The sequence below is a fragment of the Vreelandella salicampi genome, from assembly GCF_013415105.1.
Lineage (GTDB): Bacteria > Pseudomonadota > Gammaproteobacteria > Pseudomonadales > Halomonadaceae > Vreelandella > Vreelandella salicampi.
This window is the reverse complement of record NZ_JACCDF010000013.1, coordinates 38,356-59,244: the sequence shown is the minus strand read 5'-3', so window position 1 is coordinate 59,244 and position 20,889 is coordinate 38,356. Positions and strand designations below refer to the sequence as shown.

At 62.1% G+C, this 20,889-nt stretch carries 24 protein-coding genes; 12 read left to right on the top strand and 12 right to left on the bottom strand.

Annotated features, from left to right (window positions below):
* Positions 1-24: 24 nt before the first annotated feature.
* Complete coding sequence (locus HZS81_RS14160) at positions 25-489, bottom strand: hypothetical protein (RefSeq protein WP_179931193.1); 465 nt, start codon at positions 487-489, stop codon at positions 25-27.
* Positions 490-748: 259 nt separating this feature from the next.
* On the opposite strand from HZS81_RS14160, the gene HZS81_RS14155 reads away from it, so the two are divergent.
* From HZS81_RS14155 to HZS81_RS14120, 8 genes are all read left to right on the top strand, one after another.
* Positions 749-1,108 (top strand): DUF5983 family protein, encoded by a 360-nt coding sequence (locus tag HZS81_RS14155; RefSeq protein WP_179931192.1) that lies wholly within the window; start codon positions 749-751, stop codon positions 1,106-1,108.
* Positions 1,109-1,130: 22 nt separating this feature from the next.
* A complete protein-coding gene (locus tag HZS81_RS14150) occupies positions 1,131-1,313 on the top strand; it encodes a hypothetical protein (RefSeq protein ID WP_179931163.1) in 183 nt (60 codons plus the stop codon).
* Positions 1,300-1,671, top strand: coding sequence for a hypothetical protein (locus tag HZS81_RS14145; RefSeq protein WP_179931191.1), 372 nt, complete (start codon positions 1,300-1,302; stop codon positions 1,669-1,671). Before HZS81_RS14150 ends, HZS81_RS14145 begins: the two co-directional genes overlap by 14 nt.
* Before the next feature lie 121 nt (positions 1,672-1,792).
* The gene (locus tag HZS81_RS14140) at positions 1,793-1,987 is read left to right on the top strand and encodes a hypothetical protein (RefSeq protein WP_022524252.1); all 195 of its coding nucleotides are present in this window, start codon (positions 1,793-1,795) and stop codon (positions 1,985-1,987) included.
* A 31-nt stretch (positions 1,988-2,018) separates the two neighbouring features.
* A complete protein-coding gene (locus HZS81_RS14135) occupies positions 2,019-2,732 on the top strand; it encodes a DUF7168 domain-containing protein (RefSeq protein WP_179931190.1) in 714 nt (237 codons plus the stop codon).
* Between the two features lie 22 nt (positions 2,733-2,754).
* The gene (locus HZS81_RS14130; protein WP_179931189.1) at positions 2,755-3,072 is read left to right on the top strand and encodes a hypothetical protein; all 318 of its coding nucleotides are present in this window, start codon (positions 2,755-2,757) and stop codon (positions 3,070-3,072) included.
* A gap of 10 nt (positions 3,073-3,082) precedes the next feature.
* Positions 3,083-3,622 carry a hypothetical protein gene (locus tag HZS81_RS14125; protein ID WP_179931188.1) on the top strand — a complete coding sequence of 180 codons (540 nt, stop codon included), beginning with the start codon at positions 3,083-3,085 and terminating at the stop codon, positions 3,620-3,622.
* Between the two features lie 6 nt (positions 3,623-3,628).
* Positions 3,629-3,928 carry a hypothetical protein gene (locus HZS81_RS14120; RefSeq protein WP_022524249.1) on the top strand — a complete coding sequence of 100 codons (300 nt, stop codon included), beginning with the start codon at positions 3,629-3,631 and terminating at the stop codon, positions 3,926-3,928.
* Between the two features lie 16 nt (positions 3,929-3,944).
* Here the strand turns inward: HZS81_RS14120 and HZS81_RS14115 are convergent, their stop codons facing one another.
* Complete coding sequence (locus tag HZS81_RS14115; protein WP_179931187.1) at positions 3,945-4,694, bottom strand: DinB/UmuC family translesion DNA polymerase; 750 nt, start codon at positions 4,692-4,694, stop codon at positions 3,945-3,947.
* Positions 4,695-4,898: 204 nt separating this feature from the next.
* Between HZS81_RS14115 and HZS81_RS14110 the strand changes: the two genes are divergently transcribed.
* Genes HZS81_RS14110 through HZS81_RS14100 form a run of 3 tightly spaced genes read left to right on the top strand, consistent with a single transcriptional unit; the run spans position 4,899 to position 9,759 of the window.
* A complete protein-coding gene (locus HZS81_RS14110; protein WP_027962122.1) occupies positions 4,899-6,254 on the top strand; it encodes a site-specific integrase in 1,356 nt (451 codons plus the stop codon).
* On the top strand, positions 6,251-9,259 hold the full coding sequence (locus tag HZS81_RS14105; protein ID WP_179931186.1) for a site-specific integrase: 3,009 nt from the start codon (positions 6,251-6,253) through the stop codon (positions 9,257-9,259). Before HZS81_RS14110 ends, HZS81_RS14105 begins: the two co-directional genes overlap by 4 nt.
* On the top strand, positions 9,256-9,759 hold the full coding sequence (locus HZS81_RS14100) for a hypothetical protein (protein WP_179931185.1): 504 nt from the start codon (positions 9,256-9,258) through the stop codon (positions 9,757-9,759). The genes HZS81_RS14105 and HZS81_RS14100 overlap by 4 nt, the downstream gene beginning before the upstream one ends.
* Positions 9,760-9,831: 72 nt before the next feature.
* Here HZS81_RS14100 and HZS81_RS14095 read toward each other — a convergent pair whose 3' ends face one another.
* From HZS81_RS14095 to HZS81_RS14060, 8 genes are all read right to left on the bottom strand, one after another.
* Positions 9,832-10,782 (bottom strand): arsenic resistance protein, encoded by a 951-nt coding sequence (locus HZS81_RS14095; protein ID WP_027962123.1) that lies wholly within the window; start codon positions 10,780-10,782, stop codon positions 9,832-9,834.
* A 56-nt stretch (positions 10,783-10,838) separates the two neighbouring features.
* Complete coding sequence (locus tag HZS81_RS14090; protein WP_089680920.1) at positions 10,839-11,417, bottom strand: SCO family protein; 579 nt, start codon at positions 11,415-11,417, stop codon at positions 10,839-10,841.
* Between the two features lie 9 nt (positions 11,418-11,426).
* Positions 11,427-11,891, bottom strand: a complete 465-nt coding sequence (locus HZS81_RS14085; protein WP_089680918.1) for a copper chaperone PCu(A)C — start codon at positions 11,889-11,891, stop codon at positions 11,427-11,429.
* Positions 11,869-12,696: a cytochrome c oxidase assembly protein gene (locus HZS81_RS14080; RefSeq protein ID WP_241697514.1), complete on the bottom strand. Its 828-nt coding sequence runs from the start codon at positions 12,694-12,696 to the stop codon at positions 11,869-11,871. Before HZS81_RS14080 ends, HZS81_RS14085 begins: the two co-directional genes overlap by 23 nt.
* A gap of 301 nt (positions 12,697-12,997) precedes the next feature.
* Positions 12,998-13,987 carry a L,D-transpeptidase family protein gene (locus HZS81_RS14075; protein ID WP_043488184.1) on the bottom strand — a complete coding sequence of 330 codons (990 nt, stop codon included), beginning with the start codon at positions 13,985-13,987 and terminating at the stop codon, positions 12,998-13,000.
* A 101-nt stretch (positions 13,988-14,088) separates the two neighbouring features.
* The gene (gene lnt / locus HZS81_RS14070; RefSeq protein ID WP_027962128.1) at positions 14,089-15,591 is read right to left on the bottom strand and encodes an apolipoprotein N-acyltransferase; all 1,503 of its coding nucleotides are present in this window, start codon (positions 15,589-15,591) and stop codon (positions 14,089-14,091) included.
* Positions 15,592-15,595: 4 nt separating this feature from the next.
* A complete protein-coding gene (gene lspA, locus HZS81_RS14065) occupies positions 15,596-16,078 on the bottom strand; it encodes a signal peptidase II (RefSeq protein ID WP_206679560.1) in 483 nt (160 codons plus the stop codon).
* Positions 16,079-16,095: 17 nt separating this feature from the next.
* Positions 16,096-18,291 carry a heavy metal translocating P-type ATPase gene (locus HZS81_RS14060; protein ID WP_179931183.1) on the bottom strand — a complete coding sequence of 732 codons (2,196 nt, stop codon included), beginning with the start codon at positions 18,289-18,291 and terminating at the stop codon, positions 16,096-16,098.
* A gap of 84 nt (positions 18,292-18,375) precedes the next feature.
* Here HZS81_RS14060 and HZS81_RS14055 point away from each other — a divergent pair, with 84 nt between their 5' ends.
* Positions 18,376-18,834, top strand: coding sequence for a MerR family transcriptional regulator (locus HZS81_RS14055; RefSeq protein ID WP_179931182.1), 459 nt, complete (start codon positions 18,376-18,378; stop codon positions 18,832-18,834).
* Between the two features lie 21 nt (positions 18,835-18,855).
* Here the strand turns inward: HZS81_RS14055 and HZS81_RS14050 are convergent, their stop codons facing one another.
* A complete protein-coding gene (locus HZS81_RS14050; protein ID WP_152483047.1) occupies positions 18,856-19,638 on the bottom strand; it encodes a ZIP family metal transporter in 783 nt (260 codons plus the stop codon).
* 107 nt (positions 19,639-19,745) lie between these two features.
* Positions 19,746-20,819 carry a peptidoglycan DD-metalloendopeptidase family protein gene (locus tag HZS81_RS18240; protein ID WP_179931181.1) on the bottom strand — a complete coding sequence of 358 codons (1,074 nt, stop codon included), beginning with the start codon at positions 20,817-20,819 and terminating at the stop codon, positions 19,746-19,748.
* Positions 20,820-20,889 lie beyond the last annotated feature (70 nt).

Sequence of the window (20,889 nt, the reverse complement as noted above, 5' to 3'; positions counted from 1 at the left end):
AGGTTGCCCGGTTTTTTTCTGCTGTCAGTGTTCCTTCTCGCGCTCCCGGTCTATCCACGCATTGGCGAGCTGAATCTGGTCTTGGAAAGGGTACATCAGCGGTGCATTAGGCTCGTAGACCCCTTCCGCTACGGCTGCCTCCAGGTGCCGATGGGCCTTCTCGTAGCCTGGAACGTGCAGGCGCTTGATCATTTCCAGCACCTCCTCCCGGTCTGAAAAACGGCCATCTGACACCATTTGCAGGAGCTGCATCAGCCCATCAGGCGAGAGGAAGAACGGCAGCTCAAGATCCTTTACCGAGCTTCTGGAGCGGGCAAATTCTTCCCTACCGTCATACTGGCAACCCCCAGGCCGCGGCGATGCAGGGCGATGATGAACAAGCCGCAGCCCGTATTCACGATCGCTGTCGTGCTCATACAGCCACTCTACCCAGCCGTCCTTAGCCTCAGTGATGCGACCTCCGCATGTGTCACACGTCCACTCTGACATGCCTGCCTCTCTGATCCGGGAAATGACACATCGAGCGTGCCACACATCACATCCTTCGACATAGCAATAACCGCACCCAGAAGGCCGGGGCGATTTCGCATGCGAAATTCGATCTTCCCCCCCTGAGTGACGGTCACGCCCCTACCCATGCTGTGACACCGGCTCTCCTTTGGCCGGGGCCGACGCCTCGGTCTCTTGGAATAGTCCTATATCTGGGACTATAATAGAACCACATCCATTCGGCGGGACAGGTGAACGCATGACATCTCCATTGGCTCTTGCCCCCATCAATCAGGCCCAGCGCATGGTGACACTGAGGACTTTCCACCTCCCGGAAGAGGAGGCGGAAACCGTGGCCATCCTGCTGGCTAATCGCGCGATCACAGGGGCAAGCGCCCATCGAGAATGGTTCGTCATATCCGCCGACTTTCCACGGGACTGCGCGGCGCATTACCCGAGTGAGGCCGCTCATGTCGATCTGCCGGTGTTGTGCGCCCTCGCCAAGGAAGCGCGCAGCGCTGGCCTTCGGTGGCTCATGCTCGACCCCGATGCCCGCCCTGTCCCCGGACTTCCCATCCATGACTGGAAAGCCACGTTTTGCAGCGAGGCTGCTGCGTAACTCTGCATCACGGAGCGATCTCATGACCGATCACAACCAGAACATTCCGCTGCGAGGCCGCAAGGCCTCCCACGAGCACCCGCAATTCCCCCGCCAGGACTGGCAGCTCGAATATCAGAACGGCGACACACAGCTCTCCTACTGGGACTGGGTTGCCAAGGTTCGCGAGGAAACACGGAGCCTCCGTCACCATGCTGGCGCTTGAACAAGCTCCCTCGGCGAATTGTGCCGAGGCACCCCCGTCCCTCATGAGCATCCTGGAACGCCTGCTGGGTGAGCTGACCCCGCAAGGGATCGGAAAGCTGGTCAACGGATCGCTCGAGCGCGTCACCCTCGGAACAGGTAGGCAGCAGCGGCAACCAGTCAGCCTCGAGGAGCTGGTGGGCGCCCTCGGGCAGCAGCGCAAAGGCACGCTGACCCTCACCACCGAATCGGGTGAGACAGCCTCGCTGACCGTCGAGCCCGGCCGGCGCCTCCCCATCACCTCCATGCAGGCCTCCTGCTCGTCGGTCCTCCTCTCGGTGGTCGACGCCTGGGAGGCCTGCTGCTGGGACGCGGCGTGACCACGTTTCCATGCTTTCCAGGCCTTTCCATGCCCGGTGGTCACGCGCCCTGGATAGCTGGAAAGGCCTGCCGAGCCCCATGGGCTCGGCCTTTCCATCAACCTGACGTAAGGAATGACCCATGACGATGAAGACCGATGCAGCCCGCCGTGAACTGAGCCTGCATACCCTGTTCGACCACCTGGAGCCCGCCCAGCAACAGCAAGCGATCGATCGACTCCTCGACGGTGAGAGCTGGGACAGTGTTGCCAAGCGAGTGAACCAGTGGGTGGAAGAGGCGGACTGGGAAGCCAGCGCCATGGCCCAAAGCCAATGAGCCAGTTGAACGCCTAAGGAGGCCTTTCCACATGAGCACGAGCCGCGTCCTGGACAAGATCCAGAAGTGCATGAACCTCGCCAGCAGCGACAACCCGGCAGAGGCAGCTGCCGCGCTGCGCCAGGCCCAGAAGCTGATGGAGAAGCACAACCTGACCGCTTCAGACCTGTCGTTGCACACCGTCAGCGAGGCCGAGGCGCGGGGCGCGTCTCGTGCGAAGTCACTGCCCGCCTGGGTGGTGTTTCTGAGAAGCACCATCGGCGAGGTGTTCGGCGTGCAAGTCATGAACCGCTACCAGAAGCTCGGTGGCGTCTGGCAGAACTGGGCCGTCTTCGTCGGCATCGGCGAGAAGCCCCAGGCAGCCCAATACTGCTATGAGGTGCTGTTCCGCCAGATCAGCGCCGACCGCAACCGCTACAGGAAGGAGCTGCACCCGCGCATGGCGCCCCGTCGGAAAAGCCGCCATTGCGACCTGTTCTGCGAGTCCTGGGTGCAAGCCGTGCGCTCCAAGGTGGAGGCCATCGCGATCAGCGAGCAGGACCGCGACGTGATCGAGCGCTTCAAGGAGAAGACCTACGGTGAGCTGGAAAAGGCCGAGTGGCGCGAGCAGCCCCCAGCCAGCAGCGAGCAGGAGATCCATGCGATCCGCTCGGGACGCGAGGCAGGCAAGGCCGCGCAGCTCTTCCGCGGCGTTGGGACGCAACCGGCCCCGGCACAGATCCACCTCGAGGAGGGCGCTCTGTAGGGCGCCTGGAGAAGCCGCGACCATGAACGACGCTATGCAGCGACTGCGGCGGAAGCTGCAAGGTGCCAAGACGCACGCACCCAGCAGCACCTACGACGATGACCTCGAGCAGCAGCAGGCCATGCTGGAGATATACCCGGTGTCGCGCTGCAACTCGTGCGGCAACGTCGCCTACCCATTGAGCTGCTACTGCACCAATCCAGGCTGCGCTGACTACGCTCGGCGTGACCATCCGCTCCTCGGCAATGTGACCCTTGGCCATATCAACTTCCAGGGCCAGTGGCTCACGCCGGGCGAACACTTCTGCTGGATCGACCAGCACAAACCATCACAGGGATAGGACACTACCTATGTCACGACACGGCTTCTTCAAGGTGCTACACGACCCCACCGAGGCCCAGGAAGACCTCACCGACCTCGTAGGGTACGACCTCTATGACTGGCTCAGCCATGGCGTGGCCGGCTACGACGAGGCCATGGGGACGTTCTTCTTCAACCTCGAGGGCAGCTGGATCTTCGGGATAGAGGGCGAGGAGATACCGACCATCGGCATGCTGCAAGCCATCCTCTCGGCCATCTTCCGGGGCGCAGAGCTGCCCTTCAACCAGGAAGGCCTGAGGGCGATCGCAGAAGAGGTCGAGGGCTCTCCTGCCGTGCTCACGCCGGCAGAGGCCGCGGACCTGTCCAACAGTGTCTCGACATCGTATCTTGAGGAGCGGGTCGCGTTGGCCAACTACTTCCGCGGTGAGCCCGAGGCGGCCACCCTGAGGAGCGATGCTGAGGACGCGGCCTCGGTCCCCGAGGCGGCGCCGGAACCCGCTGAAGCGTCGGGTGAGCCCAAGCGAGGCTTTCTGAGCAAGGCCCTACATTCCCTCTTCACGAACCGATAATCCCTGATGCCCAAGCCCTCCAACCTCATAGACTCCTGGCTCCACGTCGCCACCGCTGGCGGCACGCACCCCAAGTCGGAGGCCCTGGCCCAGCTCAACCGCGACCTGGGCACCAAGTACCGTCCGAACAGGCTCTATGAATGGCGGGCTGGCACCTTTCCGGTGCCGTCTCATGTGCAGGCCTACATGCTGCATGCCGCGCTCAGCTGGATCATCCAGGAGGAGGGCGGCAACGTGCCAGAGGATGACGCTGGATTCACCGACAGGGTGCTTCAGCGCATGCTCCCCCCGCCAAGGGCGAAGTAGCGCCTTCCGCTTCGTCTCAGCCCATTCTCACGCTGGGCAGCTCATCCCATGAGGTCAGAAACCGCGGCGTCTGCCGTGCATGCCGCTGGCGCCAGCGCTCATCCTGACGGCGGCCCCCAAGCGTCACCGTGCCCCGGCCGAACTCGCGGTTGAGGGCATCCATCACGCCCATCACCTTCGCCGACTGCTGGCGCTCGGCTTCCGTCTGTTGACCCTCGAGCCAATCGAGCTGCATGCCTTCACGATCCACGAGGTCGACCATCATGACGCCTGCCTTGGCATAGAGCAGTCCTGGCCGGTAGATGGCCTCCAGGGCACGTTGTGCCGCAGCGACGATGAGCCGGCTGTCATCGGTCGGCCGCGGCAAGGTGAGGGTCAGGCTGGGAAAGTCCTGGGGGAGGTCGCTGCGAAAGCGAGGCGTCGACAGGAACACCATCACGGCCCGGGCCACGGACTGCTGGCGGCGCACCTTCTCGGCGCCAGCCTGCGCATGCGATCGAACCGCCTCGCGCAGATCCTCGAGGCGCCCGGTGGTGCTCCCGAACGTGCGGCTGGTCATGATGTTCTGGCGTTTCTGGTCGATGTCATCCAGGCGGATCACATCCTGGCCGCGCAGCTCCCATAGGGTCCGCTCGAGCACAATGCCAAAGCGTCTGCGGATCTCGCTGGGGTTGGCCTCGCGAAGATCCAGGGCGGCGTGGATACGCAGCCGCGCCAGCTTCTCGCCTGTCCGGCTCGCCACGCCCCACACATCCGTCACGGGCATGCGCCCCAAGTGAGTCCGGGTCGCCGGGTGGTCCGCCTCGAGGACGCAGACACCCCCATAGGCGGGTTGCTTCTTGGCGATGCCGGTGGCCACCTTGGCCCTATACTACAGAGCAGACTCTTTCTGACTGATGATGCTACAACACAGTCATCGGACACGTGCAGGTAGCATCAGTGCGCCTTCCCTGATGAGGTAACCTCTCTCATGCCGGTTTATCGGGTCCTACGTGCCGAAGGGGACTTTCCCTTTCATGTTGTGGATCGAGAAGGGTTGCCGCACCCAGAGCTGACCCTCTATGCCTGCATGTCCGTGCGTCACCATGCATCGCTGACGGCAAGAGCCTACACGAGGGAAGTGGTTTCCTTTGCTTCATGGGCGACAGATCATCCCGTCGTGATTCGACAGGGTTGGCAGTTGCTGGGGCCACCGGCTCAGGTGCGGGCACTGTTGGCTTTCTTTCTCGCTTCGGAAATGAAGTGCATCGTGGCGTTGGGTCGAGATCGCGGTGGATTCGAAACCCGTCGGATCGAACCGACTTGGCAGACTGGCCGGCGCCTAGAACGGCTCCTGGCGGCGCTGAGATCGTTCTACACGGTACTGCATGAGCACGGTCACTATCACCATGGCAATCCGATGGATGCCGACGGCGCCCGCCGTTACATCGAAGAGGAGCGCCGCCGGCAACTCCGAGCGTTTGTCGATGCCCATGGTCGAATGCCCATGCCTGCTGACAGCGGCGTAGACGGCGTTCGAGAGATACGCCTTTCCGCCAGTTATTTCCGGCTGAAGGGGAATCAATGGTTACCCGAGATACTGGATGAACCAGCCCTGATGAATAAGGTCATGTCAGCTGGTGAGCAGTGGGGGTGGACACTACGTGAAACCGCCTTGGTACGTATCCTCTTTGATAGCGGCTGCCGTGTGCACGAGGCTTGCCAACTCAGCGTGGCGGACTGGGTACAGAGTGGTTTTATGCGAGAGATGTTGGCGATCAGCAAGGGAAGTCATGGACGCCGAGTGAAAAGGCTGTTCATTACCGACCGCACGGCCAAGGTCTTGCGACGATATGTGGACGAGCAGCGTGCTCGGCTAGATCCCCGAGGATATGGGCTGTCGGAACTCGCTGAACTCCCTGTGGAAGCCCTTCACCGCATTCCACTGTTTCTGACTCGACGCGGCACATCAATGAACCCGGACCACTTCCGCCGCGACTATTGGGCACCGGCGCTAAACGCCGCGGGCCTACAAGTGCGTTGCCATCAGGTCCGCCACTGGTTCGTGACACAGGCGCTCAATGACATCCACCAGCGTGCCCGATCCGCCGAGGAACTGCAGAGCCTGCGTGGTGCCCTACGTGAGCTCATGGCCTGGACAAGCGACATGCTGCCAATCTATGACCAAGCTATCCGCCGGCATAACCTGCCGGAGTTGGCTCATCGCATTCATGCTCGCATCGAACGTGAGCACCGGCATGATCGCGCTCGCCGTTCCCAACCGGCTCCTCGTCCCGAGTCACTTACCGAGAGCCAGCAAATGTTAGATGAGATGCTGAAACCATGACGCCGCCGGCACGGCAACACCGCGTTGATCCGGAGCATCGACGGCTTACGATACGTGCCGATCTTGATCGCCGACGCGAGCTGGGTGTGGCATTCGTGAACCAGGAAATTATGGCGGTAACCGGCTACGATCGCAAGACGATCAGTGGCGTTACCCAGCATTATGTCCGTGAACTGGCAGCGGAGTTGTTGGACACGGCAGTCGAGAATAAAGAAGCTTATGCACGCTGGGTACGTGACTACCGCACCTTTCGCCCCTTTATTACGCGCACAACAAGTGGTCCGGTTCTGTTCCGACGCTTTGCGCGGCTGGTCATCGAACAGCTGCATCGCGAGAACGCGGTGATGACGGTGAACGCAGTTGAAGTCCTTACGGGAGGACGAAGACAGGTCCTCAATGAGGAGTTGGTTCTCTGGGAGCAGGAGACCGGTCATCAGGTAGCGCGCACGGTTGCCTGGAAATCTCTCGACACCTCCGGTACCACCGTCCTCGTGGGCGAAAATCATGCGCTGAATCGGCGCAATGAATCGATCAAGGCCGAACTGGACCGTCGTCGCCGGCTCGGCACTCCCTTCAAGCTGGCCGACATCAGTAGATGCTTAGGATTTAGCGTCGCCACCGTGTCGGGGTATTCGCGCCACTATGTGGCAACATTGGCCGATGAGCTCTTGAGCGCCCCAGTCGACAGTCGTGAGGCCTATGAGGGCTGGCGTCGGGACTTCAACACCTTTCGCTATTCCCTTCCCAATACGCGGCGTTCACGTGAAGTGCTTACGCGGCTCACACGTCTGACCATTGAGCACCTACATAGCGAGGGACATACGGTCGCCTACAGCGAGGTCCTGCGGATCTCCGAGCACAACGATCGTCACATTAAACAAGAAATCCGGCGTTGGGAAGAAGAAACGGGGCATCAGGCCAGGCCGCTGCGAGCATGGAAGGAGATCACGCTGGAGAGGGTGCTCGACAGGGTATCGCCGGCGCTCCATCACCTACCGTTGACCTTTCTGGAATCACCGACCATGGGACGGCCCTTCAATGAATCCCAACGACGGATGATTCACTCCATTTCGCAGCCGAAACTTCGGGATGTGGCATTCTTCGTCATGACCTTCGCCGATGGAAACCGGCCTAACGACATCACTTTCTTTTCCAACATGTCGCGCTATCTGAAACAGTTGAAGCTACCGGATATCGACGCACTTGACCCTGAGGTGTTTTACCAAAGATACCATGATGGTGAGGTGTTGCCGGAAGAAGGCTCCCCCAAACGCGGTCGGTTCCTGCAGACCTATTTTCGCCTGCTGCGCAAACAAGAGGATTACTTGCTTAGACTGACACCCGAGCAGCGCCGGGCCGTGGCGCCCTGGCAGCTCAGTGGATTGAAGGATGACCACTTCTGGCACCGCTCCACTATCCATCGAGACGTGAGAACCGACCAGAGGATGCGTCGCAAGGCAGCGACCGCCGTTGTACATGATCAATTCTATCTGCTTCGTGATGTGGCCGAGCGCCGAAGCATTCAGGTCGAGCGACTGCATACAGCCTTTCAGGACGCCATTGCCCATCATGAACGGGAAGGGGAAGCCCTGCCGATGTCATTCTCGATCACCGATGAAACGGTATCAACATCAGGCCGCACTCGACCGACACAGCAGCATTTCAGGCTCTGGGATTCCGCAACATTGCGTTCTGTGCATGAGCCCGTGGCAGAAGACTTCTATTATCATCAGGATCAGCGTCAGCGTATACGTGCGAAGGTAGGTAACCAGGCACGTTACTTCCTAAGCTATGAGGGTGGCCATGCTCGTGATGATGCCACTTTGATAGAGCCTTACTGGTTCATCGAGCTTTTGCAGGCCAATGTGCTTAAGTCTCAAGTTATCGATTCTGACTTTCTGAGGCATAACGGCTTCTCAAAGGCGGCTTTCCAACTCCCGCCACGATCAACTTGGGGTGTGTCTATATCCCATTGGCTGGAGCGAATCTCACGGGATCTTGACATAACCTTTATTCCACTGGAGGCACTCAGGCTAGCCGCTCTCGTCGGGCATGCGGCCATTCAGATCATGACCAAGACCGGGGCTCGCATGAACGAGTTCCTGCAGATAAGATTGAGTCAAGAGTACTTATCACGAGTGCTTCTCGCCAAAGATCGTGAAGCGATTGCTTTCCGCGCGATCCCCAAGGGACGCCAGGCAGAAGAGCCCTACTATATTGACGAGCGCTGCATGAGGGCACTACACGCCTGGTGGAAGTTCCAGCGTGAGCGAGGACAGTACCTGGAGACCATCCCGCCTACCAGAAGCTTGCGTCACAAACTTCGACCGGCGCCCTACTTATGGCAGCATGCCGGAAAGCATTTCAGTCATAAGGATGTCAATGCGACGATGTCCATCATGTTGCACGGCATCTCGTTGCAAACTGCTACCGGTGAAGCCGTGCGGGTCACTTCCCACCTGCTGCGCCACGGCTTTGCCACGGAAATGCGGGCGTTGAACACGCCCGTGGATGTGATCGCACTCCTCATGAAGCAGCGAGATGTGCGAGTGACCGAGTACTATTCCCAGCCGACGCCGGCCCGGCTAATGGAGTTGCAACAAAAGATCTTTGAAAGTCGTGTGGATCTGTCTCGTACCCATGTGCGATCCCCAGGACAGATCCGACGACAGGTCGAAGCCGCACAGGAGCAGGTGGGCGCACTGATACCGGTTATCGGTGGACGGTGCACCGTGGCCAGTCAGTGTCCCATCAAGTTCGCCTGCATTGGCTGTGCCGGGAATGCGCCCGACTGGCACAAGCGTGACCAAGTCATTGTCTACCGGCAGGCCTGTGCGCAGATGGCGGAGATGGCAGAAGCACAGAACCTGCCCGCCGAAGGGCGCAAGGCAAAGGAAGCCATGGCGAGCTGCGACGATGTATTGGCCGAGATGGAACTGCTGGAACAAGCTGATCAGGCGGCTGCCGATCCCGTCATACTGACCATCGGGAGGGAGGAGAGGTGACACCACAATCCCGTAAGGCGCGTCCAGAGGCTGCAATGGCCGGTTTGAAGCGCAGTCATCAGCAGCGACGCAATCGAAGCGTCACGATCGTGCGTCGAGCGATCAGTCGGTTGCAGGAGATCGGAAGTCCCGTGACGCTGGGACGAATTGCGAGAATATCGCGCGAACTCTCCGACACGGGAATGGGTATCTCCGAGTCCACTATTCTTCGAAATCCTGAATGCCATCAATTATACGAAGAAGCCGCCCAACCCGTTCGCCGGCGGCGTGCTGTTGGTCGGTCGCTTGCTCGCGAAGTGGAAAGTCCCACCGATGCGGAGCGGCGACGTATGCATTATTTGATGCGCCAAACCAAAGCTGAACTGGCCGTTCGAATTATCGCTGTTGAGCGGGAGCTGGCTTGCTCAGAAAAATCGAATGGAGTCCTTCGCGACCGGATCATCCAGGAAAAACTGGGTCTAAAGTCATCTTTTAAAGAAGATCTAGATATAACAGTTTAGAGCCTTCTAACTATCCAGGAAGTGTTGGGAAATGATGAAACTTCATGCTTTTTCTCAACGCGATGTTACGCACTATTTTATCAGCCTAGTCGGCACCCAGCGCAGAAAGGCCACCATCCCGAGCAGTTCCACCAGCGACTGCAAAACGATCACAACGACCGCTGCGCTCCAGGCCTCAGGCAAGGAGAGTGCCAGTGGCAGCATGACGAAGGAGTTGCGTGTGCCGAGACTGAAGGTGAGCGTGCGGCCCGTGGCAGCAGGAAGCCGGAACACCTGGCTCAACAGCTTGCCGAGGGCCGCCGCGACCATCAGGTAGAGCACGAAAACCGCTACAACCCGCCACAGTAGCATGCCGCTGTCGACCACCAGGCTAACCTGGGAACCGGCAATCAGGAACACCACCAGTGCCAGCAGGGGGATGGGGAGCCAGCCCATCCCATCGACGGCTTCCTCGATGACGATGTGTCGCTCGGCAACCCGTTCGGTCAGCCAGGCCAGTATTAGGGGGGTGACAATCAGGCCTGAGAAGGCCGCCAGCAGGTGGCTGTCGGCTGTCAGTTCGATGGCCAGATCGCCAATCAACCACCAGACATACAGCGGCAGCATCACCAGTTGAACCAGCAGCAGCAACGGGGCGGCTGCAATCGCCCGCGCACTATCTCCTCTACCCAGATGGGCAAAACTGATAAACCAATCCGTGCAGGGGACCAACAGTACCAGGAGCACGCCGAGTCGAATGGCAGGCTGTTCTGGCAACAGCAGCGACAAGGCAGCAACGGCCAGCGGAACCAGCAGAAAATTGCCCACCATTAGCGCCATCATGAATCGCCGGTCGCGAAATGCCCGGGTCAGATGAAGCAGGGGCACCTGGGTGAAGGTGGTATAGAGCAGCACGCCAAGCAGTGGCCAGAGCCATATCTCCCAACGCTGGGTCGTATCCGGCGATCCCCAGCCGATCGCCAGGCCAGCCAGGATCGCGGTGAGATAGATCCAGACCTGATGCTGCTCCAGTGTGGCGCGCATGATGTGAACGGTAGCCTCGTCGCGGACTGAGCTGCTGCAGAAGAGAGCCAGTCACCCTAGGCCTCGCCGGTCAGCCTTTCAAGGTCGGCAACCACGGCCTCCATGGGGTCGCTGTCGCGGATCAGCAGGCGCGCCTCTCCCTGCGCATTGAAGGCGAAGACAGCGCTGGAGTGCGACACATCATAGTTGCCTTCGCTGTCTTCTTCGCCATATCCGTAGGTCACCCGATAGCGGCGTGTCAGCTTATCGAGTGCCGCTTTATCCCCCGTGAGGCCGACGAACTGGGGGCCGAAGGCGTCGGTGTAGCTATCCAGAGTCTCGGCGTCATCGCGGCGAGGATCCACCGAGACGAAGAGCACCTGGATTTCATCGCGCGCGGTCTCATCCATGCGTTGGGTGGCCGCGTCGAGACGCGATAGGGTGGTCGGACAGACATCGGGGCAATGGGTGAAGCCGAAGAACAGCAGCGTCGTCTTGCCGAGGAACTGATCGGCGCTCACCGTATTCCCGTTCTCGTCGATGAGTTCGAACGCCAGGGAAGGCATCAGCCCCGAGATATCCTTGGTCTGCCAGTCTGGATCGCTGCAGCCTGCAATCCATAACGTCACGAATAGTGCCATGATGCATCGGCGCATCCTGCTCCCCTACTGTGCTGTCGGCGCCACGGCGCGGAACGTGACACGCTGTCGCTGATTGCCGGCGAAATGAAGATTCACCTCGACGTCGTCACCAACGGCGAGGGGGCGAGCCCGCTTCATGAGCATGAGATGGTAGCCACCCGGAGCGAATTCGACCTGCTCCCCCGCCGCCAGCTCCAGCTGGGCGACGGGCTCCATGCTGGTGACGCCATCCTGATTGACACTGCGGTGCATCATGACATTACCGAAAGCGGGGCTATCCGCTCCTGTCAGGGTGACGCCCTTTTCGCTGGTATTGATGAGGGTGAAATAGCCTGCCGCGGGCAGGTCCCCGGGCAGGAGCCTAAGACGCGCCTCGCTGACCTCCAGTTCGGCAGCCGCCAGCGTGCCGGACGTCGCGATCAGCAGCAGGAAGGTCGAGCACCAGCGTTTCGCTAGTCGCGTCAGACTAGGGTGTGGCGTGAGAGACATCAGCGGCATCCTCCTTGCGGGCATCACGGAACAGAAAGCTGAGAATGATCAGAACCCCGATGGCACTCATCATCGTGGCCGGCACCCAAGTCAACAGGCCACCGAGGAGCTGGTCAGTCAGAGGGTCCAGCGGCCAGGCGCGCCCGCACACCTCATAGACATCGAAAATGACATTCTTGCTAAAGACGATATAGGCCCCCAGCACGATCTGCGGCGGAATCACCGCCAACAGGATGGCGATGCGCTTGCCGTAGCCGAGGCCGCCCTGCTGCGGCGTGCGGCGATCCAGGATCAACCACCAGAAAAGCAACCCATCCAGCGCCATGCTCCAGTTCATCACTTGATACAGGTCGGTACTCAGCATCGCATCGAAGTGGACCTCGGGAACCAACCAGAAATAGATCAGCCCGACGAACAGTACGGGAGCGATCAGTGGATGCTGAAGCGTCCGGTATACGGGGCGCAGCAGGCGCGCGATCGGCCTCCATCCTGAGAAGTGCCTGATTCGGATCGGCAAGCCGTCTGCCAGTACCGGCAGGGGGGCGGCCAGGGCAATCAGGAAGGGACCGGCGTGATGCAGTACCAGATGCTGTGCCCGGTGGGTAAAGAACATGTACTGGGCGAGGTAGTCGTAATGGGTCTGGGTGACGCCATAGATGGTGGCGACACCCAGCAGGTAGGCAAGGACTCGACCTGCGCCGGTGGCCTCGCCTCGCCGTCGGCGCTGCCGGAGGCCACGCAGGTAGAGCACGATGGCCAGCAGGCAGGCCCCCGACCAGGCCAGCGAGAACTCCCACGGCAGCAAGTAGCCCAGAGCAACGTCGAGGTCGATAGCCCGTCCCTCCCCAGAATCGGCATGCCAACGATGAGACTAGGAGCCCACCGCGCCATGCGGCAAGGTGGGACAATAAACGCAGATGAAGCCAGAGCCCGCACCTCGGTGCCTGGGAGGCGAGGAAGGCCGCGCCCCAAGGCAGGGCACCAGTTCAGTGGTTGGGTATACTGCCAACGCACCGCCAGTGCTCCTGCAGAGGGCGATAGATCCTGTATCAGCCACGCCTGAAGTCAGCGTCACGAGACTGACAGGACCCGCCATGTTGTCGTCGTCATGGCCTGCGCAGCGCAATTTCTGCGTAGATACCCTGGTAGTCAGGGTCAGGTGTTTTATCCGGCTCCGGCATGGGATTCAGGGCTACCATGCGACCGCTGGGGTCATCCAACAGGCCACGAAGCTGTTCGTAATCGAAGTTCCAGCCCTCGGCCTTGCGCTGGTTGAGGCGTGTGACGGTCTCTACCAACGTGGACATGCTGTGCCCCTCCCCCTCAAGGGGCGGGAATGCCTGAACCAGCGGTTGCCCTTCATGCCAGCCGATCTTGATGGGCTGGTTGACGATTCGGACCTGGGTGCCGGCGGGCACGCGGTCGAAGATCGACTCGATGTCCCCAGGGAACATGCGAATACAGCCACGACTGGCACGCATGCCGATACCATCCGGCTGGTTGGTCCCATGGATCAAGTAGCCATCGAAACCCAGGATAATGGCATGGTCTCCCAGCGGATTGTCCGGGCCTGGTGGCACCACGCTGGGCGCCTCTTCACCGCGTGCCCTGGCTTCGCGCTGAACCGACTCGGGTGGGTACCAGGCGGGGTTCTTGATGTTCATGGTGGTCTTGGTCACACCGAGGGGGGTATCGAAGCCCTCGCGACCGATGCCGATAGGATAGGTCTCGACACGTGATGTCTCGTCGTCATCCACCTCGGGATAGTAATAAAGGCGCAGCTCGGCGATGTTGATGACGATACCAGTGCGCTCTGCGGCGGGCAGGATGAAGCGCCCGGGTATGGTCACCTCGGTACCCTCGCCGGGAATCCAGATGCTCACGTCCGGGTTGGCGCGCACGATCTCCCTGTACCCCAGGTTGTGTCGCCTGGCGATATCGAGCAGGGTTTCTTCTCGATCCTCCACCGTTATGCGGTAGGTGTCGCCGATCACATTGCCTTTTTCAGGCAGCGGATAGTGGCCGAGTGGCCACTTGTTCTCCTCCTGGGCCTGAGCAACGCCGATGAGCGCGAGCCAGCCTGCCAGCACTCCCATCAGCGTGCGTGTCCGGAGTTGCCACCCTGGAGATTTCCTCGCTGTGCCAGAGTGGGATTCGGATAACGTCATCATTCTCTCCCTTTTCGGCTGGACCCTTATCATCCAGACCGACGTGTGTTGAATCGCCATCCAGGCAGCACCAGTAAGCCGGCCAACAGCCAGGTCGGCCAGCTACCGGTTCGGGTGAACGGCGTGTTTCCCACCATGGGCATCACCTCGCCGCGAAGGCTCGTCGCCTGGAACTGTGGTGCGCGGGCCGTGACACGGCCCTGAGGATCGACGATGGCGGTCACACCATTGCTGGTGGCGCGGATCAGGTACCGGCCGTTCTCCAGCGCACGCAGGCGGGCCATCTGCAGATGCTGCAGGGGGCCGATGGAGCGGCCGAACCAGGTGTCGTTGGAGACCGTCAGCAACAGCTCGGCATCGCGCGCCTGCTCGGCGACACGATCGGCATAGATGATCTCGTAGCAGATGGCGTTACCGATGGTGGTTCCGGCGGCGTGGATCGGCCCCTGAGCCTCGGCCCCGGGGGTCATGACCGGCATGGGCAAGTCGAAGAAGGCGATGGTGTCGGCGAGCAGGCGCTTCAGCGGCAGGTACTCGCCGAAAGGCACCAGACGCACCTTACGATACTGGCCCTCGGCGTTACCCAGGCCGATCACGCCGTTGTAGTTGTCGCCGCCGTCGCGCTGCAGGATGCCGGTAAGCAAGGCGGTGTCGGGCGACAGGTTGGACTGTACCCGCTCCAGTATGGGCCGCGCGTTCTCCTCGAACATCGGCAGGGCGGCCTCGGGCCAGACCATCAGGTCGAGGTCGTCGGGCTGCTTCCGTGTTAACGACGTGTAGATGTTGACCGCCTCGCGCTGGCCTTCGGGCTTCCACTTGATCGACTGAGCCAGGTTGCCCTGCAGCAGGGCGACCCGCAGCGGCTCGCCTGCCGGCGAGGTCCACTGGGACGGCAGGGCCAAGGGAGTCAGCCAGAGAGCGGCGATGGGCGCCGCGGCCCACCAGCGGCGGCGCAGGAGCTCCACGCCCAGGGTGCCGGTCAGGGCGGTGATCAGCGACAGCAGATAGACGCCGCCCACCGGGGCCCAGGCCGCCAGCGGCGAGTCCACTTGGGACGTGCCCAGCAGCAGCCAGGGAAACCCGGTAAACAGCCAGGTGCGCAGCCATTCGCTCACTACCCAGAGGCCGGCGAAGCTGAGGAAGGCCAACCGCGGACTCGTGACGCGGCGATAGAGCCAGAAAGGCACGGCGAAGAACAGCGCCAGGCTGGCCACGAATAGGCCGGTGAGGAAGAGCGCCAGTGGCGCCCCCGTATAGCCGTAGTCGTGGATTGCGACAAAGACCCAGGAGGTGCCGGAGCCGAACAGGCCCACGCCATAGCACCAGCCGCGGAGGGCGGCCTGAGCGGGTGTCAGGGCATGAATGCCGACATAGACCAGGGCCACCGCCACCGGGCCCAGCCACCACAGCGTGAAGGGCGCGGCGCTAAGGGTGGTCAATCCTCCGGCGGTCAGGGCCAGCAAACAGCCGAGGACCGGAGAAAGCCGTCCGACAGGCGTCATGTCCCGGACTGGCTGGTTCTGTGCATCCATGCCGTCACTCGGACAATCTGGGGGAGGGGAGCTCATGCAAAGCCGCCATCGCAAAGGCGATGACCCCCAGGAACAGGGCGATATCCGCCAGGTTGAAGGCGGGCCAGTGCCACTCTCGCCAGTAGATGTCCAGGTAGTCCACCACGTACCCTCGCGCCAGGCGGTCGATGCCATTACCCAGCGCGCCACCCAGTATCAAGCTGTACCCCAGCGCCTCCAGGCGGGGCCTGGGCCTGCACAACAGGAACGTCAGCACGATAGCCGCCATTCCTGTCAGGCACAGGAAGAGGTAGCGCTGCCAGCCACCTGAGTCGGCGAGGAAGCTGAAGGCTGCCCCCGTGTTCCACCAGTGACCCCAGTTTAAGAATGGGGTCAGCGGGATGGCCTGGCCATACGGCATCAGCACTTGCACCAGCCCCTTGATGGCCTGGTCGGCCAGGCCGACCAGGCCCGCCAGTGCCAACCAGTACCGACTCTGCGGCACCATCGCTATCCCCTTCGTTGTCATGTCGTGGCTGCCTGATAGCGCGGGCTTGCCGAGCCAGTCGTGGCATTGCCTGGCGAGAAGCGATAGCCCAGCAGCCGCATGGCGTTCAAGGTCACCAGCACGGTGGCGCCGGTATCCGCCATCACCGCGATCCACATGCCGGTGATGCCCAATGCCGTGGTCACCAGGAAGATGGCCTTCAGGCCCAGCGCCAGGGCGACGTTGGTCTTGACGTTGCGCAGCGTGGCCCGGGACAGGTCGATCAGCTCGGCGATGCCACCGACGCGGTTCTTGAGCAGCGCCGCATCCGCCGTTTCCAGTGCCACGTCGGTGCCGCCGCCCATGGCGATGCCCACATCGGCTGCCGCCAATGCCGGGGCATCGTTGATGCCGTCACCTACCTTGCCGACGGGGCCTCGGCCGTCGGCCTGCCAGTCACGAACACGCTGCGCCTTGTCCTCGGGCATCAGCTCGCCATGCGCCTCGATGCCCAGGCTGTCACCGATGGCAGCGGCGGTACGCGCATTGTCACCGCTGAGCATCACTGCCTGCACGCCCAGGCGTGACAGCGCCGTTAGCCCCTCCCGGGCGTCCTCACGCGGCTCATCGCGTACGGCGATCAGCCCCAGGGGACGCTCGTTCTCGACCAGCAGGGCGAGACTCTTGCCGGCATGTTCCAGCTCGGCGATTCGGGCACGCAGACCGTCATCGAGAGAGGTCGGCGCTGTCAGGTGCCGAGGGGCGACCAGGCTCAGCTCTCGGTCCTCGATCCAACCGGCGACGCCACGCCCCGAAAGGGCGCGGTTACCGTTCGTCTGGGGGATGGAAAGGCCCAGTTTCTGTGCATGCGAGAAGATGGCCGTCGCGATGGGATGGCTAGAATCACGTTCCATCGCCGCTGCCAGTCTCAGGATCTCGTTTTCGCCCTGGCCGGTAGCCCAGTCTTCCACGTCGGTGACCTGGGGAGTGCCGGCGGTGAGGGTGCCGGTCTTGTCCAACGCCACCGTGCGCAACTTGCCCAGCTGTTCGAGTACCGCGCCGCCCTTGATCAGCAGGCCCCGCCGGGCGCCCGCCGAGAGGCCGGCAGCGATCGCCGCGGGGGTCGAGATCACCAGGGCACAGGGGCAGGCGATCAACAGCAGGGCCAGGGCGCGATAGACCGATTCCGACCAGGCCATGGTCGAGACCAGCGGCGGCACCACCGCCATCAGCAGGGCGAGCCCCACCACCGCCGGCATGTAGTAGAAAGCGAAGCGATCGATGAAACGGGCCACCGGTGCCTTGGCGGCCTGGGCCTCCTCCACCAGGCGGATGACCCGCGCGATGGTGTTGTCCTCGGCGCCGCGGGTTACCTCCACCTCCAGGGTGGCATCGAGGTTGACCGTGCCGGCGAAGACGTCGTCACCCGGGGCACGCGAGCGGGGCACCGACTCTCCGTTGATCGGTGACTCATCCAGATCGGACTCGCCGGCCAGGATGCGTCCATCGCAGGGCACACGGTCGCCCGGCCTTACCAGTACCCGCTGGCCAGGCGTGAGCGTAGCGGCCGAGACCTCCCGGGCATCCCCATTCTCCATCAATCTCGCGGTAGACGGCGTCAGGTCGGCCAACGCCGAGATGCTGCGGCGTGCCCGTGAGGCGGCCACGCCCTCCAGCAGTTCGCCCACCGCGAACAGGAAGACCACCACCGCCGCCTCGGCCGCGGCATCGATGGCCAGGGCGCCCAGGGCGGCGATGCTCATCAGCATCTCGATGGTGAAGGGGTTGCGCATCTTCAGTGCGCCCCAGGCGCCCTGGGCGATGGGCACCAGGCCCACCAGGGTGGCGGCGACGAAGGGCCAGCCCCCCAGGTCCGGCCAGGTCATGCGAAGGACCAAGGCCAGAGCCAGCAGCCCCCCCGTGACGAGCACCAGGCGTCCCTTCGCGGTCTGCCACCAGGGCGCTGGGGGGGTATCTGACCCATCCTTCTCGGAAGGGGCGGCAAGCCGGTAGCCAAGCTCGTTAAGGATCCGTTCGATCGACTGATGAGACGGAGCCCTGTGTGGTTCGGGGTGTATGGTGACCGATCCGGTCACCGAGCTGGCCGACACCTCCTCGATGCCTTCCAGCCGACCCAGCGCGGCCACCACCTTGCGCTCGCAGCCGCCGCAGTCCATACCTTCGACTCGTAGCGTAAAGCCCGCTGACGTTGCCGTGGATGTCGAATTTTCCATGGTGACACTCCTGGCGATGGGTTATCTTCTGAAGGATAAACCTTGTAGCAACTATAGATTCAAGCCATTCAGGAGGGCTTCAGGATGGCGGAGACGAGCGACGCAATCGGCATCGGCGAACTGGCCCGGCGTGCCGGCTGCAAGCCCGAAACGGTTCGCTATTACGAGAGCATCGGGCTGGTGAGCGACGCGACACGTACCGAGGGCGGTCAACGCCGCTACGGAGAGGAAGCCGTCAGGCGGCTGACCTTCATCCGCCATGCCCGGGACTTCGGCTTCTCGGTGGAAGCGGTGCGTGAACTGCTGGCCATGTCAGACCAGCCCGACATGCCGTGTCAGGAGGTCGACGCCATTGCCAAGCACCACCTGGAGGAGGTCGAGTCGCGGTTGCAGCGGCTCTCCGCACTGCGTGACGAGCTCAAACGGATGGTCAGCCAGTGTGCCGGGGGGAAGGTCGAAAGCTGCCGGATCATCGAAGTGTTGAGCGATCATCAGCTTTGTATCAGCGACCGGGCCCACGAAGGCGCTCACGATCTGGGGTAGGCATCTGGACGGATCGGCATGCTAGCCCAGCGAGACATCCAGGAACAGCATGAGTACCAATCCCACCGAGAGCCCCAGCGTTGCCTTGTTCTGGTGGCCGCTTCGGTGGGTCTCGGGAATGATCTCATGGCTGATGACATAGAGCATGGCGCCGGCGGCGAAGGCCAGCCCCCAGGGGAGCAGCACTTGTGACATGCTGACGACTCCCGCACCTAGCAGGCCACCCAGCGGCTCTACCAGCCCGGTGAGGGAGGCAATGGTCCAGGATCGCCAGCGTGAATAGCCTTCACCCAGCAATGCCACTGCCACCGCCAGGCCTTCCGGCGCATTCTGCAGGCCGATACCGATGGCAAGGGGAAGTCCCCCTTCGCTTCCCCCTGCTCCAAAGGCCACACCAACCGCCAGACCCTCTGGCAGGTTGTGGATCGTGATGGCAATGATGAACAGCCAGATTCGGCGAAGCGATGCCGCCTGTGGCCCTTCACGCCCCTGCTCGAAATGCTCGTGGGGGAGTCGCTCATTCAGCAGGGCGACCAGCCCCATCCCCATCAGTATCGACGCGCAGGCAATGGCGGCAGGCAAGACGCTACCGCCATAGCGCAGTCCAGAGGCTTCCAGGGAGGGAATGATCAGTGAAAAGAAGGACGCCGCCAGCATGACACCGGCGGCGAATCCGAGTGCCAGGTCGCGAACGGCACGATCGGGCGCCTTGCTGATCAGGATAGGTAGCGCTCCGATCGCGGTCATCGAACCGGCGGCAAGACTACCCAAAAACCCCAGCGTGACTGGAGAGACACCTTCCATAGACCCTTCCCCTTTGGAGGATTGGTACTGCAGGGAATGTTGAATCACACGACGATAGCCATTACATGGCCACCGCTGCGTCTCATACAACAAGCCAGCCTGGCGGCCTATCGATTATCCAAGGCGACCAGACCAGACGTACCGATGGCTTTTTTCAGACGACCACGAGCCTCGAAGAGCGCGCTTCGATAATCCTGGGGTGTCGGTGACTCCCCCAGAATGATGCGCTGCCCCTCCTCCAGGGGATCGACAGGTCGGTCACCCACTCTCACTTCGTAGTGCAGGTTGGGCCCCGTGGTGAGTCCGGAGGCCCCGACTTCACCCAGCGTGTCGCCGGCATTGATGGCGTCCCCGACCGACAGGCCGGAGGCGAAGCGACTGAGATGCGTATAGCGACTGAGAGTGCCCATCTCGTGCTCTACCTCCACGACACGACCATAACCTCCACGGCGACCGACGAAGGAGACCCGCCCCGGCGCCGTCGCCATGACCGTGGTGCCGCGAGGGGCGGCAAGGTCGACACCGTCATGACGACGTACCCCACCGTAAACGGGATGGCGTCGATTGCCGAAGGCGGACGTCAGGCGTGCGCCGAGCACCGGGAACCGCTTCGTTTCCACAAGGCTACCGTCCTTGAAGAGCATCACGGCGGCTCTCTGGTCCTTCGGCCACACCATCTCCAGTCGTGCCGACGGGTCAGCCAATCCCATATAGGTCAGACGGGGAGGCCCGACTCGCGTGCCATCCTCTCGGCGATCCTCTTCCCACAGTAACTGCAGGCGCTCCGCGCCCGAAATATCTCGGGCTGTGTCCATGAGTCCGCCTAGCAGCACCTCGAGGTCCATGGCGAAACGCGTGGGTATCCCCTCTGCCGCCAAGGCGGCATAGAGTGACGTTTCGATGTCCACTTCACGGCCCAGAGTCCGGGTGTCGAGACGAGGCGGGACAATCCGCGTTGACGGCCGCTCCCCCAGCGTAACGACGTATTGAATACCCGACTCACGCTCGATGGCCACCGACACCGGCTGTCCGGTCGTCAGAGAGGTGACAGTGAGACGGTCTCCAGGCCGCAAGCGTCTTGGGTCGAACCTCTCCGCCAGCGATGTCGACGCTTGGGTGCGCGTCTCGGCATTCACGCCAAGCTGCTGCAGCAGTGCGTTCAGGGTATCCCCAGGCGCCACGGTTAGCTCCTGGGCGACGCTCTCGGGTGGCTGAACGGCCAAGGGCGCTGAGCCCCTCTGTGCGAGAGCC